This window comes from Hoeflea sp. 108 (assembly GCF_000372965.1).
Taxonomy (GTDB): domain Bacteria; phylum Pseudomonadota; class Alphaproteobacteria; order Rhizobiales; family Rhizobiaceae; genus Aminobacter.
Map to the genome: position 1 here is coordinate 1,455,564 of NZ_KB890024.1, position 14,414 is coordinate 1,469,977.

8 protein-coding genes are annotated in these 14,414 nt (G+C 65.1%); 6 read left to right on the forward strand and 2 right to left on the reverse strand.

Annotation, left to right across the window (positions count from 1 at the left end; genetic code table 11):
• Window positions 1–101 precede the first annotated feature (101 nt).
• The 4 genes from B015_RS0107090 to B015_RS0107105 all read left to right on the forward strand — a co-directional run bounded on the left by B015_RS0107090 (window position 102) and on the right by B015_RS0107105 (window position 5,721).
• Window positions 102–776, forward strand: coding sequence for a response regulator transcription factor (locus tag B015_RS0107090; RefSeq protein ID WP_018426980.1), 675 nt, complete (start codon window positions 102–104; stop codon window positions 774–776).
• Window positions 776–2,227, forward strand: coding sequence for an ATP-binding protein (locus tag B015_RS0107095; RefSeq protein WP_018426981.1), 1,452 nt, complete (start codon window positions 776–778; stop codon window positions 2,225–2,227). The genes B015_RS0107090 and B015_RS0107095 overlap by 1 nt, the downstream gene beginning before the upstream one ends.
• Entirely contained in the window at window positions 2,228–5,191 is a 2,964-nt protein-coding gene (locus tag B015_RS0107100; protein ID WP_018426982.1) for a bifunctional [glutamine synthetase] adenylyltransferase/[glutamine synthetase]-adenylyl-L-tyrosine phosphorylase, read from the forward strand.
• Window positions 5,192–5,253: 62 nt separating this feature from the next.
• Window positions 5,254–5,721 (forward strand): EF-hand domain-containing protein, encoded by a 468-nt coding sequence (locus B015_RS0107105; RefSeq protein ID WP_018426983.1) that lies wholly within the window; start codon window positions 5,254–5,256, stop codon window positions 5,719–5,721.
• A 54-nt stretch (window positions 5,722–5,775) separates the two neighbouring features.
• Here B015_RS0107105 and B015_RS0107110 read toward each other — a convergent pair whose 3' ends face one another.
• Together B015_RS0107110 and pepN are read right to left on the reverse strand one after the other, a co-directional pair.
• On the reverse strand, window positions 5,776–8,109 hold the full coding sequence (locus tag B015_RS0107110) for a PAS domain-containing sensor histidine kinase (RefSeq protein ID WP_018426984.1): 2,334 nt from the start codon (window positions 8,107–8,109) through the stop codon (window positions 5,776–5,778).
• A gap of 233 nt (window positions 8,110–8,342) precedes the next feature.
• Window positions 8,343–10,988, reverse strand: coding sequence for an aminopeptidase N (pepN, locus tag B015_RS0107115; RefSeq protein ID WP_018426985.1), 2,646 nt, complete (start codon window positions 10,986–10,988; stop codon window positions 8,343–8,345).
• Between the two features lie 147 nt (window positions 10,989–11,135).
• Between pepN and B015_RS0107120 the strand changes: the two genes are divergently transcribed.
• Entirely contained in the window at window positions 11,136–13,445 is a 2,310-nt protein-coding gene (locus B015_RS0107120; RefSeq protein WP_026226991.1) for a xanthine dehydrogenase family protein molybdopterin-binding subunit, read from the forward strand.
• Window positions 13,442–14,389, forward strand: coding sequence for a DMT family transporter (locus B015_RS0107125; RefSeq protein ID WP_018426987.1), 948 nt, complete (start codon window positions 13,442–13,444; stop codon window positions 14,387–14,389). Before B015_RS0107120 ends, B015_RS0107125 begins: the two co-directional genes overlap by 4 nt.
• Window positions 14,390–14,414: the final 25 nt, after the last annotated feature.

Below are 14,414 nucleotides of genomic sequence, written 5' to 3' on the forward strand. Positions count from 1 at the left end.
CAGGCGGCAGCGGGATCCCCTATCTCCCGCTGCCGCTCGAATGTCTGGAGGACCGCAACATGTCGCCTCTGCTATCCCGGAAAATCGCGTATAACGGCGGCATGAAGATTCTCGTCATCGAAGATGATCGCGAAGCGGCGGACTACCTGCAGAAGGCCTTCGCCGAGGCGGGTCATACCGCCCATGTCGCCGGCGACGGCGATTCCGGCTTCGCTTTGGCCGATGCCGGCGAATATGACGTGATGGTGGTCGATCGCATGCTGCCCCGGCGCGACGGCCTCTCGGTGATCGCCGGCCTGCGCTCGCGCGGCAACACCACTCCCGTTCTCATCCTTTCAGCGCTCGGCGAAGTCGACGACCGCGTCACCGGCCTGCGCGCCGGCGGCGACGACTATCTGACCAAGCCTTATGCCTTCTCCGAGCTGCTTGCCCGCGTCGAGGTGCTCAACCGCCGCGCACCGGCGCGCGAATCCGAGACGCTCTACCGCGTCGGCGATCTCGAGCTCGACCGGCTGTCCCACACCGTCCGCCGCTCGTCACAGGAAATCACGCTGCAGCCGCGCGAATATCGGCTGCTCGAATATCTGATGCGCCACGCCGGCCAGGTGGTGACACGCACCATGCTGCTCGAGAATGTCTGGGACTATCATTTCGACCCGCAGACCAATGTGATCGACGTTCACGTCTCGCGTCTGCGCGGCAAGATCGAGAAGGGCTTCGAAAAGCCGATCCTGCACACGATCCGCGGTGCCGGCTACATGCTCAAGGCGGGGTGATGGCGCCCAGACTGCCGGCCATCATGAAAACAACTGCGGCGCGCCTTTCGGCGCTCTACCTGCTGCTGTTTGCCATCTGTGCGGTGCTGCTGGTCTTTTACATGACCTCGCTGTCGGCCCGCATGCTGACCGCCCAGACCCAGGACACCATCAACGAGGAAGTGCTCGGCCTCGCCGCGGCCTACCAGCGCGGCGGCATCCCCGTGCTCGTCCGTGTCGTCGAGCAGCGGTCGCGCCAGCCCGGCGCGAACCTCTACCTGCTCGCCGATCCCAATGGCCAGATATTGTCGGGCAACGTCCAGAGCATCCAGCCAGGCGTGCTGCAGCGCGAGGGCTGGACCGAGCTGCCGTTCTCCTACGAACGTTATGGCGAAAACACCGGCAGGCGTCCGCCCTTGGCGACCGAGCCCGCTGCCGAACAGCCGTCTCCTGACATCAGGCACAACGCCATCGCCGTGGTGCTGCGCCTGCCCAACCAGATGATCCTGCTCGTCGGCCGCGACCTGGGCGAACCGGAGCGCTTCAGAAGCGTCGTCCAGCGCGCCCTGATGGCGGCGCTCGGCATGATGGCTTTAGGTGGCCTGCTGATCTGGTATTTCGTCGGCCGCCGCGCCCTCAAGCACATCGACGGCGTCTCCGAAGCCAGCCGTCGGATCATGGGCGGCGACCTCAGCGGTCGCCTTCCGGTCACCGGCGCCGGCGACGAGTTCGACCGTCTGTCGGAAAACCTCAACGCCATGCTGGCCCGCATCGCCCATCTCAACGAAGGGCTGAAGCAGGTTTCCGACAACATTGCCCACGATCTCAAGACGCCGCTGACGCGGCTGCGCAACCGTTCCGAGGCGGCATTGGCCGGCAAGAAGACGGCGGCCGACTATCGCGAGGTGCTGGAAGGCACGATCGCCGAATCCGACCAGCTCATCCGCACCTTCAACGCCATCCTGATGATCTCACGTCTCGAGGCGGGCTATTCCGCCGAGGCGCTGGCCAAGGTCGATCTCGCCGAGGTGGTTCGCGACGTCGTCGAGCTCTACGAGCCTGCCGCCGAAGAGATGGGCGTCGGCCTGGAGGCGACGGTTGCCGGCAGCTGCGTCATCAACGGCAACCGCGAACTGATTGCCCAGGCGCTGTCCAATATCGTCGACAACGCCATCAAATATTCGGCCGGCTCGGGCGAGAAGCCTGAGGTGAAGGTCGGCCTGCAGCGCGACGCCGGCGAAATCCGCCTGCTGGTCTCCGACAATGGCCAGGGCATTCCCGACGAGGGCGACCGCAAGCGTGCCACCGAGCGTTTCGTGCGGCTCGAGAAGAGCCGCTCGCAGCCAGGCTCAGGCCTCGGCCTCAGCCTCGCCAAGGCCGTGATGAAGTTTCACAACGGCCGGCTTGATCTTCTGCCTGGCAATCCCGGATTATCGGTCCTGATGGGATTCCCGGGGACGAAGGACGAATAGATGGCAAAAGTGGCGGCTAGCAAGGCAGCCTCCGATTGGCGGCTGGCCCCGGTTGTCGAGCTCAGTCCGCTCGATCCCGAGCGTGCCCGCAGCGAACTGGCCGAGCTAGCCGGGCAGGCCAGGGAGGAGGGGCTCGACCGGCTCGCCGCATTCCTCGAGGCCAGCGGGCCGCAGCAGAGCTTCCTTGCGGCGATCTTCGACCTTTCCGAGTTCATGCGCGACAGCTCCCGCCGCCAGCCGGAGATACTGGATCGCCTGTTCGACCAGAGCGTCGAGGAACGGCTTCAGGCCATCGGCGAGGCGATTGCCGGCACGCTGCGCGAAGACGGCCTCACCGAGGCGGTCCTGATGATGCGGCTGCGGCGCCTGAAGTCGGAGGCGCACTTCCTCATTGCGCTTGCCGACCTCGCGGGCGAGGCAGATGCGTCGCAAAGCGTTGTCAGGCTGAGCGATCTCGCCGACGCCTGCACCGGTGCTGCAGTCGACTTCCTGCTCAGGGATGCCCACAATCAGGGCAAGCTCAAGCTGCCCGATCCCGACAACCCGTCCACTGGGTCCGGGTGGATTCTGCTCGGCATGGGCAAGCTCGGCGCCCACGAGCTCAATTTTTCATCCGACATCGACCTTGTGGTGTTCTTCGATCCTGAGGCGCCGGCGATCGTCGAACCGTTCGAAGCGGGCGACTTGTTCGCCCGGCTCACCCGACGCTTGGTCCGCATCATGCAGGACCGCACCGAGCATGGTTATGTCTTCCGCACCGATCTCCGGCTGCGGCCCGATCCCGGTTCGACGCCGCTGGCAATATCCGTTCACGCAGCATTGCATTATTACGAGAGCCGCGGCCAGAACTGGGAGCGCGCGGCGATGATCAAGGCGCGCCCGGTGGCCGGCGACCTCGCGGCGGGAGCAGCCTTCCTCAAGGAGCTGCAGCCCTATGTCTGGCGCAAATACATGGACTATGCGGCCATCGCCGACGTCCATTCGATCAAGCGCCAGATCCACGCCCACAAGGGCCACGGCGAGGTGGCAGTCAAGGGCCACAACGTCAAGCTCGGCCGTGGCGGCATCCGCGAGATCGAGTTCTTCGTCCAGACCCAGCAACTGATTGCCGGCGGCCGCTTCCCCGAACTGCGCGGCCGCGCCACGGTGCCGATGCTCGACCAACTGGCCGTGCGTGGCTGGATCACCATGGAGGCCCGCGACGCGCTGGAGCGCCAGTACTGGTTCCTGCGCCGGGTCGAGCACGCCATCCAGATGGTTGCCGACGAGCAGACCCATACGCTGCCGGAGGACGACGAGGGCATCGAGCGCATAGCCCACATGCTCGGCTTTGCCGACGCCGAGATCTTCTCCAGGGTATTCAGGTCCTCGCTCCAGGAAGTCGAGGGTCACTACGCGGCGCTGTTCGAGACGGCGCCCGAGCTGTCGTCTGGCGTTGGAAATCTAGTCTTCACCGGCGATGTCGACGATCCCGACACGCTTCACACCTTGCATCAACTTGGCTTCCAGCGCCCGTCCGACATCTGCCGCGTCATCCGCAGCTGGCACTTCGGCCGCTACCGCGCCACCCAGTCGGCGGAAGCACGCGAGCGCCTGACCGAACTCACGCCTGCACTGCTCGAATCCTTCGGCAAGACGCGCCGGGCCGATGAGGCGCTGATGCGCTTCGACGAGTTTCTGGCGGGGCTGCCCGCCGGCATCCAGCTGTTCTCGCTGCTGCAGTCGAACCCGGCACTGCTCAAGCTGCTCGCCACCATCATGGGAGCAGCACCCCGGCTGGCCGGCATCATCACGCGCAGGCCGCATGTCTTCGACGGCCTGCTCGATCCCGCACTCCTGTCCGAATTGCCCGATCGCGCCTATCTTGCGGCGCGCCTGCAGGCCTTCCTCGAAAGCACCAGGCTCTACGAGGAGGTGCTGGATCGCCTGCGCATTTTCGCCGCCGAGCAGAAGTTCCTGATCGGCGTCCGCCTGCTCGCAGGTGCCATCGACGCCTCGCGCGCCGGCAAGGCCTTTTCCGATCTCGCCGACCTGACCGTGGGAGCCGCACTCGACGCGGTCCAGGCCGAGTTCGCCCTGCGCCATGGCCGGATTTCAGGCGGGCGCGTCACCATCCTTGGCATGGGCAAGCTCGGCAGCCGAGAGCTCACCGCCGGCTCCGATGTCGACCTGATCCTGCTCTACGACCACGACGAGCATGCCGAGGAGTCGGATGGCGACAAGCCGCTGGCGCCGTCGCACTATTATGCCCGCATGACCCAGCGCCTGATCGCCGCCGTCTCGGCGCCCACGGCCGAAGGCGTGCTCTACGAACTCGACCTCAGGCTGCGCCCGTCGGGCAACAAGGGGCCGGTTGCGACGCACATTTCGTCCTTCCGCAAATACCAGCGCGAGGACGCCTGGACCTGGGAGCACATGGCGCTGACCCGCGCCCGACCCATCGCTGGCGACGCCTCCCTGTGCGCCGAGGTCGATGCCGAAGTGGCAGGCATCATAGCCTTGCCGCGAGATGCCGCGAAGGTGGCGACCGAGGCGCGCGACATGCGCAAGCTGATCGAGGAAGAGAAGCCGCCACACGACCTCTGGGACATCAAGCTCGTGCCCGGCGGGCTCATCGATCTCGAATTCATCGCCCAGGTGGCCGTGTTGACGGGCGGGATCGAGGGCAGGGATCGCACGACCGGAACCGTCGATGTGCTGCATCGACTGGCACCCGCCTTTGCCGATGCGCAACTGCGCCAGGACCTAGTCGACGCCTACGGACTCTATTCGGCGATCATGCAAATGACGAGGCTGTGCCTCACCGGCGCGTTCGAGCGGAACGACGTTCCGCCGGGGCTTTCCGACCTGTTGCTTGCGGCGACGGACTTGCCCGATTTCAGCGTGCTCGAGGCACATCTCAAGGAAACGTCGCAGAAGGCTCGAGTTGATTTCGACCGTCTGCTTCGTGCGAAGCGTAGGTGAGGTGAGGGGACGCCTCGCCGGCTTCGCAAGGCATCGGGGGTAACGATGCAGAAGGAAAGACCATGAAGAAGACGCTCAAGATGGCCATCGCGTTCATCTCGCTTGCGGGTGCTGCGGCCACCGCGCACGCTGCCACGCAGGCCGGACCTGGACGCAACGACAAGCTGTCACGCTTCGAAAGGGCCGATACCGACAAAAGCGGCGACGTGACCTTCGAGGAATTCGCGGCCCTGATGAACAACCGCTTCGCCAAGGCGGACGCCGATGGCGACGGCAAGATCACTGTCGGCGAACTGGCCGAGCAGATCCACAACAAGAAGCGGGCCGAGCGCATGGCCGAACGCATCATCAAGCGTTACGACGCCAATGGCGACGGCGTACTGACCAAAGCTGAGATCGAGAACAGGCAGAAGAAGCTGTTTGCACTTCTCGACGTTAACGACGACGGCAAGCTGGTCAAGGACGAGATGCCCCAGCGCCAGGCCAAGCACCACGAGCGTCCGCATGGCAAGGGCTCGATGAAGCTCTGAAGCGGCGACACGCCACCCCGGCGGGCAGCCGCCGGGCCTCCTCTCAAGGCCGCGTCACGCGGCCTTTTTCATGACGCGGCTGTTCCTGCGCACCGGGATCCGTACGGCAACGATGGTGCCGACGCCTTCGGTCGAGCGGATCTTGAGGGCGCCGCCATGCAATTCGGCCAGCGAGCGTGAGATCGCGAGGCCGAGGCCGGAGCCTTCGTGGTTCTTGGAGAACTGGTTCTGCACCTGCTCGAACGGCCGGCCGAGCTTGCCCAGCGCGTGCTTGGGAATGCCGCAGCCATTGTCCTCGATCGACAGCGTCAGCGCCCCCGAGGCGTTGCGGGCGCGCACCGAGATTCGGCCGCCCTGACCGGTGAACTTCACGGCGTTGGACAAAAGGTTGATGACGATCTGCTTGATGGCGCGGCGGTCGGCGAACAGTGTCATCTCGTCGGCGATCTGGGTCTCGAGCGTGATCTGCTTCTGCGCCGCCTGCAGCGAGATAACCCGCACAGTCTCGCGGATCAGCGGGCACAGGTCGATCTCTTCGCGGTCCATCGAGAACTGGCCGGCCTCTATCTTCGACATGTCGAGGATGTCGTTGATCACGCCCAGCAGGTACTTGCCGCTCGAATTGATGTCGCGGGCATACTCCTCGTAGCGCGGCGAACCCAGCGGCCCGAACAGCTTGCCTTCCATCAGCTCCGAGAAGCCGATGACGGCGTTGAGCGGCGTCCTGAGCTCATGGGACATGTTGGCCAGGAATTCCGACTTGGCCCGGTTGGCGGCCTCGGCGCGCTCGGTTTCCTTCATGTATTTGCGGTTGAGGTCGACCAGCTCACGCCCGCGTTCCTCTTCGGCGCGCCGCGCCAGGCTGAGGTCGTGGATCGTCGCCATCAGGCGCCGTTCGCTCTCCATCAGCTTGTCCTGGTGCTGCTTGATCTGGGTGATGTCGGATCCCACCGACACCGTGCCGCCGTCGCGCGTCTTCAGCTCGTTGACCTGCAGCCAGCGGCCGTCGGCCAGTTGCCGCTCATAGCTGGCGCCGGCGCGCGGACCGTTGGCGGTGGCCAGCCTGCGCTCGGAGATCAGGGCGACCATGCGCTCTTCGAGATCTTCGCGCTCGGTGCCGGGCAGCACGTCGCGGTCGTTCAGGCCGTTGTCCTGCTGGTATTTCGAATTGCACATCACCAGCCGGTCGTTGGCGTCCCACAAGACGAAGGATTCCGTGATGTTCTCGATGGCAGTGCGCAGCCGAAGGTCGGCCGTCTCCGAGCGCATGGCGAGGTGGCGCTGCTCGGTGATGTCGACGGCGATGCCGGTCATCTGGATTTCCGGCGCCTCCGGGTCGATGACCTGGGCGCGGGCGCGCATCCACACCCAGCGGCCATCGGCATGGCGCATGCGGAACACACGGTCGATATGGTCGATCTCGCGCGCCACCACCTGGTTGGCCAATTCGAACAGGTCGCCGTCGTCGGCGTGGATGATACGGGCGACCTCGCCGAACGACAGCATGCCGTCGCAGGCCTCGTAGCCCAGCAATTCATACATCGAGCGCGACCAGTACATCTTGCCGCGCACCATGTCCCAGTCCCACAGGCCGCACTTGCCGCGCACGAGCGCCAGGTCGATGCGCTGGTGCGCCTCGAAATAGATGCTGTCGGCGGTCTGTGCCCGCGCCGCCTGGCCGAAATAGGCAAACAGGATGACGATCAGCACGCCAGCTGTCATGACGAACAGCGACACGTTCAGCGACACCGTCTTGCGCCATTCGGCGAACACGGCCTCCTGCGGGATCATTGCCGCCGCAGCAGCCCGTTTGCCGTCTGCCAGGCTCACTGCGGCAAACCAGTCCTGGCCGCCGACGCGCACGCTCATCACGCCGGCGCGGTCGCCGAACATGAACAGCGGCTGCCCGCCGCTGACGATCGCGTCGAGCGCCTGGCCCTGCCAGCCCGTCGATTGCGGGCTCACAGCGATGACGCGGAAATTCTGATCGGTAAGCGCAACGACATGGCTGCGGCTCAGCGTGCCCTGCTGGCTGGTGCGTTCGAGCAGGTCCAGGCCGGCGGCGGCGAGCGGCTCCTGCTTGTTGGCCTCGACCATCAGCGAGCTGACAAGCTCGCCGGCGGCCAGCGACAGGATCGCCTTGGCGTTGCGCTCGACATCGTCGCGCTGGGCCATCAGCGACAGGAAACGGGTGCCGGCGACGATAACCAGGAAGATGACGATCAGCGTCGGGATCGAGCGGCGCAGCAGCGGTTCGGCTGCCAGCAGGCGGCGGTAGGCGGGTTCCGCGAAAAGACGTGCGTTGCCCGACAGGGCAGCGCCGCGCGCCTGCCTGCGTCGGACAACAGTCGTCTCATCGGGCGCGCCCCACGCGTCCGCCTTTGCCATAAATGGCTCCCCGAAATCCCGTTTTGAAATGGCCGATCCGGCAAAACCGCACATCCGAATCGTCACTAAAGAATCAAAGCTGATTCGCCTTGTCCAGTGGGCCGGACGAAAAAGATTAAAAGTTGCCTAAAAGTCAGCCGAATTTGCCCGCAACCGATCGACCAAGCAAAAGCGGCGACCCCGATGCCGAGGCCGCCGCTTTTGGTCAGTCTGTCGGGCCTGAGGCCCGCCGATCAGGCGAGCGTGCGGTCGATGATGTCGCGCAGGTCGGCCGACAGGCCTTCCTTGGCCTGCATCGACACCAACGCCGCACGGGCCTTGGCCTGGCGCTTGGGCTCAAGCGACCGCCACGAGCGGAGTGCGGTTGCGAGCCGTGCCGCCACCTGCGGGTTGCGCTTCTCGACCGTCAGCACCGTCTCGGCGAAGAACGTGTAGCCGGCGCCGTCGGCGCGATGGAAGCCGGTCTGGTTGGCACTGGCAAAACCGCCGATCAGCGAGCGCACCCGGTTCGGGTTGGCGATCGAGAAGGCGGGATGCTCGATCAGCGCCCTGACGGCGTCGACCGCACCCGCGCCCGGCGCAGTTGCCTGGATCACGAACCACTTGTCCATCACCAGCGGATCGTTGCGATAACGCTTGTCGAACTCCGCGAGCGCATCCTTGGCCTCCGTCGTGCCGGCATGGCGATGCGCCAGAACCATAAGCCCCGCCGCGCGGTCCGTCATGTTGGCGGCGGCGGCGAAATGCTCGGCGGCAAGCTTTGCGCCGCCTGGCTGGGTGGCGAGATAGTCGAGCAACGTGTTGCGCAGCGCCCTCCGTCCGGCGCTCGCCGCATCGGGTGAGAACGCACCCGACTTCAGCAGATCGGCGTAAAGCTCGGAGAAGACTCCGCTATTGGTCGCGGCGATCGTCCCGGCCAGCGCTTCGCGCCCGGCAAAGATCGCGTCGGGATCGATGTTCTTGCCGATCTCGCGGGCTATGTCGGCTTCGCCGGGCAGGGCGAGCGCCAGCGCCCGGAACGCGTGCTCGAGCGTCTTGTCGCCGGCGATGCGGCCGGCGAGCTTGGCCAGGTCTGGGCTGAAGGCCGGCTGCTTGCCGCCGAGGATGCCTTTGAAGGCAGCTATGTTGGCATCGGTCAAAAGTGTGTTGAACGCCTGCCAGCGCGAGAACGCGTCGCTGTCATGCGAGGCCAGGAACATCTGGTCTTCGGCCCGCTGCTCGACCGTCAGCGTGACCGGCGCCGAGAAGCCGCGGTTGAGCGACAGCACCGGCCGTTCCGTCACGCCGGAGAAGGTTACCGCATGCCTGCGCTTGCGCACATGGATGACGCCGTTCTCGACGGTGGCGCCTTCCACGGCGCCATAGGCCAAGTCCTTGCCGTCGGCGCCGACGAGGCCGAAGGCGAGAGGAATGTGCATCAGCCGCTTGCGGCTTTCCGAAGGCGTCGGCGGCACCGACTGCTCGATCTCGATGGTGAACTGTCCCGTCGCCGCATTGTGGTTGGTGCTGACGCTGAGATTGGGCGTGCCGGCCTGATGGTACCAAAGCGCGAACTGCGACAGGTCCTTGCCCGACACGTCCTCGAACACCTTGAGGAAGTCCTCGATGGTGGCGGCGTCGCCGTCATGACGCTCGAAATAGAGGTCCATGCCCTGGCGGAACAGTTCCGCGCCCAGCACGGTGCGGATCATCCGCACAACTTCCGAGCCCTTTTCGTAGACGGTCGCGGTGTAGAAGTTGTTGATCTCGCGATAGCGCCTGGGGCGGACGGGATGGGCCAGCGGCCCCTGGTCCTCGGGGAACTGGTGGGCGCGCAGCGTGCGCACCTCGGCAATGCGCTTGACCGGCCGCGAACGCTGGTCAGCCGAGAATTCGTGGTCGCGGAAAACGGTCAACCCTTCCTTGAGGCAGAGTTGGAACCAGTCGCGGCAAGTGATTCTGTTGCCTGTCCAATTGTGGAAATACTCATGCGCGATGATCGCCTCGATATTGGCGAAGTCGGCGTCCGTCGCGGTCTCCTCGTCGGCAAGCACATACTTGTCGTTGAAGATGTTGAGCCCCTTGTTTTCCATCGCGCCCATGTTGAAGTCGGACACGGCGACGATGTTGAAGACGTCGAGGTCGTACTCGCAGCCGAACACCTCTTCGTCCCACTTCATCGAGCGGCGGAGCGCGTCCATGGCGTAACCCGCCTGGTTCTCCTTGCCGTGCTCGACATAGATGCCGAGCTCCACCTGCTTGCCGGAAGCGGTGACAAAACGGTCCTTGATGCAGCCGAGGTCGCCGGCGACCAGCGCAAACAGATAGGACGGCTTGGGGAAGGGGTCATGCCAGACGGCATAGTGCCAGCCACCGCCAAGGTCGCCATGCTCGACCGGATTGCCGTTGGCGAGCAGCAGCGGCGCCTCGGCGCGCTCGGCCTCGATGCGCACCGTGTAGACGGAGAGGATGTCCGGCCGGTCGAGGAAGTAGGTGATGCGGCGGAAACCCTCGGCTTCGCATTGGGTGCAATAGACCTTGCTCGAGCGATAGAGGCCCATCAGCGCCTCGTTGATCGACGGGGCAAGTTCGGTCTCGATCAGAAGCGTAAAGCGGCCGGACGCTGGCGGGTTGTGGATCACCAGCTTGTCGGGCGTCGCGTCGAAGCTGGCGGCGTCCACCGCCTCGCCGTCGATCTCGATGCGGCGCAGCGTCAGCCCGTCGCCGTCGAGTTCGAGCGGGATCGGCTTGTCAACGCCGTCACGCCGCTCGATGGTCAGCCGCGCTACTGCCTTTGTGCTGTCCTTGCCGAGGCGGAAATCGAGTTCGGTCCTGGGGATCAGGTAGTCGCTGGGTCGGTAGTCCTCCAGGCGAAAAACCTGTCCGGTATCTGTGCGCATGCGATTGGCCTTCCTCGACGTCCAACGCCTGTTGCGCGTTGGCAGAATAAATATGCGGCGGCTGCTCTTTACACGAAACGCCCCCTCGGCAAAACTGTCCGGGACCGCACATTTGCTGCGCTGCTCAACCAATCCCACGAGGCAATCATGACAATCGTCACGCCGAAATTCGGAATGGGCGCGTCCGTATTGCGGGTCGAGGATGGTGCCTTCATCACCGGCCGCGGCCGCTATACCGACGACATCGCGCCGGCCTCTCAACTGCATGGTTATGTGCTGCGCTCGCCCGTCGCCAAGGCGACCTTCACCTTGGGTTCGCTCGAGGCGGCGCGCGCCGCGCCGGGTGTCCATCTGGTGCTGACCGGGGCCGATATCGCCCATCTCGGCGACCTCAAGTCGATGGTCATGCAGAAGCAGCCCGATGGCACGCGGGCGCCAACCCGTGACATCCCGATTCTCTGCCGCGACCGCGTCCACTATGTCGGCGATGCCGTGGCCTTCGTTGTCGCCGACACCAGGGCACTGGCGCAGGATGCCGCCGAACTCATCGAAGTCGACTATGATGGCGAGGACGCGGCAGCCGTCACGGCGACCGCACTTGACGATGACACGCCGCTCGTCTGGCCCGAGCTGGGCTCCAACAAGGCCTTCACCTATCATATCGGCGACAAGTCCAGGACCGATGCCGCCTTTGCCAAGGCAGACCGCGTCACCCGTATCGAATTCGTCAACAACCGTCTGATCTGCAACTACATGGAGCCGCGCTCGGCCATCGGCGAATGGCGCAAGGACGAAGACCGCTTCGTGCTGACCACGGGGTCGCAGGGCGTGCATTCGATGCGCAACATCCTGACCGGCCAGGTGTTCGGCATCGATGCCGACAAGCTTCGCGTCGTGACCCCCGACGTCGGCGGCGGTTTCGGTACCAAGGTCTTCGTCTATCGCGAGCACGCGCTGGTGATGGAGGCCGCCAAGCGCCTTGGCCGCCCGGTGAAGTGGGCAAGCGACCGCACCGAGCATTTCCTCACCGACGCACAAGGCCGCGACAATGTCGTGACCGCCGAGATGGCGATGGACAGCAATGGCCGCTTCCTCGGCCTGCGCGTCCATCTCCTGTCCAATGCCGGTGCCTACATTTCCCAGTTCGGACCCGTGATCGCCTTTATCGGCGCCAGCATGTCGACTGGCGTCTACGATATCCAGGCGCTCGATGTGACGATCCTGGGCGTCTACACCAACACCTGCCCTGTTGATGCCTATCGCGGCGCGGGGCGCCCGGAAGCCGCACTTCTGGTCGAGAAGCTGGTCGACGCCTGCGCCCGCGAGCTCGGCCTTTCGGTCGATGAGATCCGCCGCCGCAACTTCATCCGCCCCGAGCAGTTCCCGTACCGCACGCAGACCGGCCGGCTCTACGATGTCGGCGAGTTCGAGGCCCATATGGACCAGTCGATGGACCGCGCCGGCTGGGCGAACTTCCCGGACCGGCTGGCCGAAGCCTGGCAACGCGGAAAGATCCGCGGCATCGGCATGGCCACCTACATCGAGGCCTGCGCCTTCGCCGGGTCCGAGCCGGCACGTGTCGAACTCAACGCCGATGGTTCGGTGTCCGTGTTCATCGGGACCCAGTCCAACGGCCAGGGTCATGCCACGGCCTACGCTCAGTTCGTCTCGGAGAAGCTCAATCTCGACGTCGCCAGAATCAGCGTGCATCAGGGCGATACGGACCAGCTCGCCAAAGGCGGCGGCACCGGCGGTTCGCGTTCGATCCCGCTCGGCGGCGTCTCGGCCTCACGCGCAGGTGCAGCCCTTGCCGAGAAGCTGAAGAAGATCGCCGCCGACGAGCTGGAGGCAGCAGCCGCCGACATCGACCTCGACAATGGCGAAGCGCGCATCGTCGGCACTGACCGCGTCATCTCCTTCGCCGACCTCCATGCCGCGGCGAAAAACCCCGATGATCTCAAGGCGATGGGAGAGTTTGTTCAGGACGAGGCAACTTATCCCAACGGCACCCATATCTGCGAGGTGGAGATCGACCCGGAGACCGGGTCCACCGAGGTCGTCGCCTACACTATCGTCGACGATTTCGGCACCACCGTGAACCCCATCCTGCTCGCCGGCCAGGTCCATGGCGGCGTCGTCCAGGGCATCGGTCAGGCGTTGTCGGAAGAGGCGGTCTATGGCGAGGACGGCCAGCTCATCACCGCAAGCTTCATGGATTACGCCATGCCGCGCGCCGACACCGTGCCGTCCTTTCATTTCGAGACGCGCAATGTGCCCTCGACCACCAACGCCATGGGCATGAAGGGGGCAGGCGAGGCGGGCACCATCGGCTCCACGCCCGCCGCGCTCAATGCGGTGACCGATGCGCTCTACCGCGCCTACGGCATCGGCCATATCGAGATGCCGGCAACGCCGGCGCGCATCTGGGCTTCCATCGCGGCGGCCCGGCAGCAGTGAAGCATCAGGTGGTTCAGGCGGCGTCATCGCCACTTACGGGCATCGCGCTCAAGGTCATTTCGGTGGCGATCTTCGTCGGCATGTCGACGGCCATCAAGCTGGCCGGCCAGGTGCCTGCCGGCCAGATCGTCTTCTACCGGTCATTCTTCGCCATTTTTCCGATCCTGGCCTTTCTCGCCTTTCGCGGCGAGCTGCGCACTGCGGTCGCCACCAAGCGGCCCTTCGGACACATCATGCGCGGCTTGGCCGGCGTCACCGCCATGGGCTTCGGCTTCTTCGCGCTGACGCAGCTGCCATTGCCGGAGGCGATCACGCTGAATTACGCCCAGCCGCTTCTGGTCGTCGTCTTCAGCGCCCTCATTCTCGGCGAAAACGTCCGTGCCTATCGCTGGACGGCGGTCGCTATCGGCCTTGTCGGCGTGTTGATCGTCTCGTGGCCCAATCTGACGCTGTTCACTTCGCCCGAAGGCGTCAGCGACAAGGCGGCGATGGGCGCGCTGGCTGCAATCATCGGTGCGGCGCTGTCGGCCATCGCAATGCTCCTGGTCCGCAACCTCGTCCATTCCGAACGCACCGCGACGATCGTGCTGTGGTTCTCGCTGACCGCCAGCGTCATGGCCCTGTTCAGCATTCCGTTCGGCTGGCAGGCGCTCAGCTGGGAACAGACGGCGCTGCTGGTCACCGGTGGCTTCTGCGGCGGCATCGCCCAGCTGTTCATGACCGAGGCCTATCGCCACGCCGAAGCGTCCACGGTCGCCCCGTTCGAATACAGTTCCTTGCTGCTGGGCATCGTTGTCGGCTATCTCGTTTTCGGCGACCTGCCGACCATCCATACACTGGTCGGCGGCGTCATCGTCGTCGGCGCCGGCATCTTCATCATCTGGCGCGAACGGCGTCTTGGAATCGAACGCCGCGCCGCCAAGAAGGCCACAACGCCGCAATAGGCGCGAACGAAGCAACCGGAGCCTG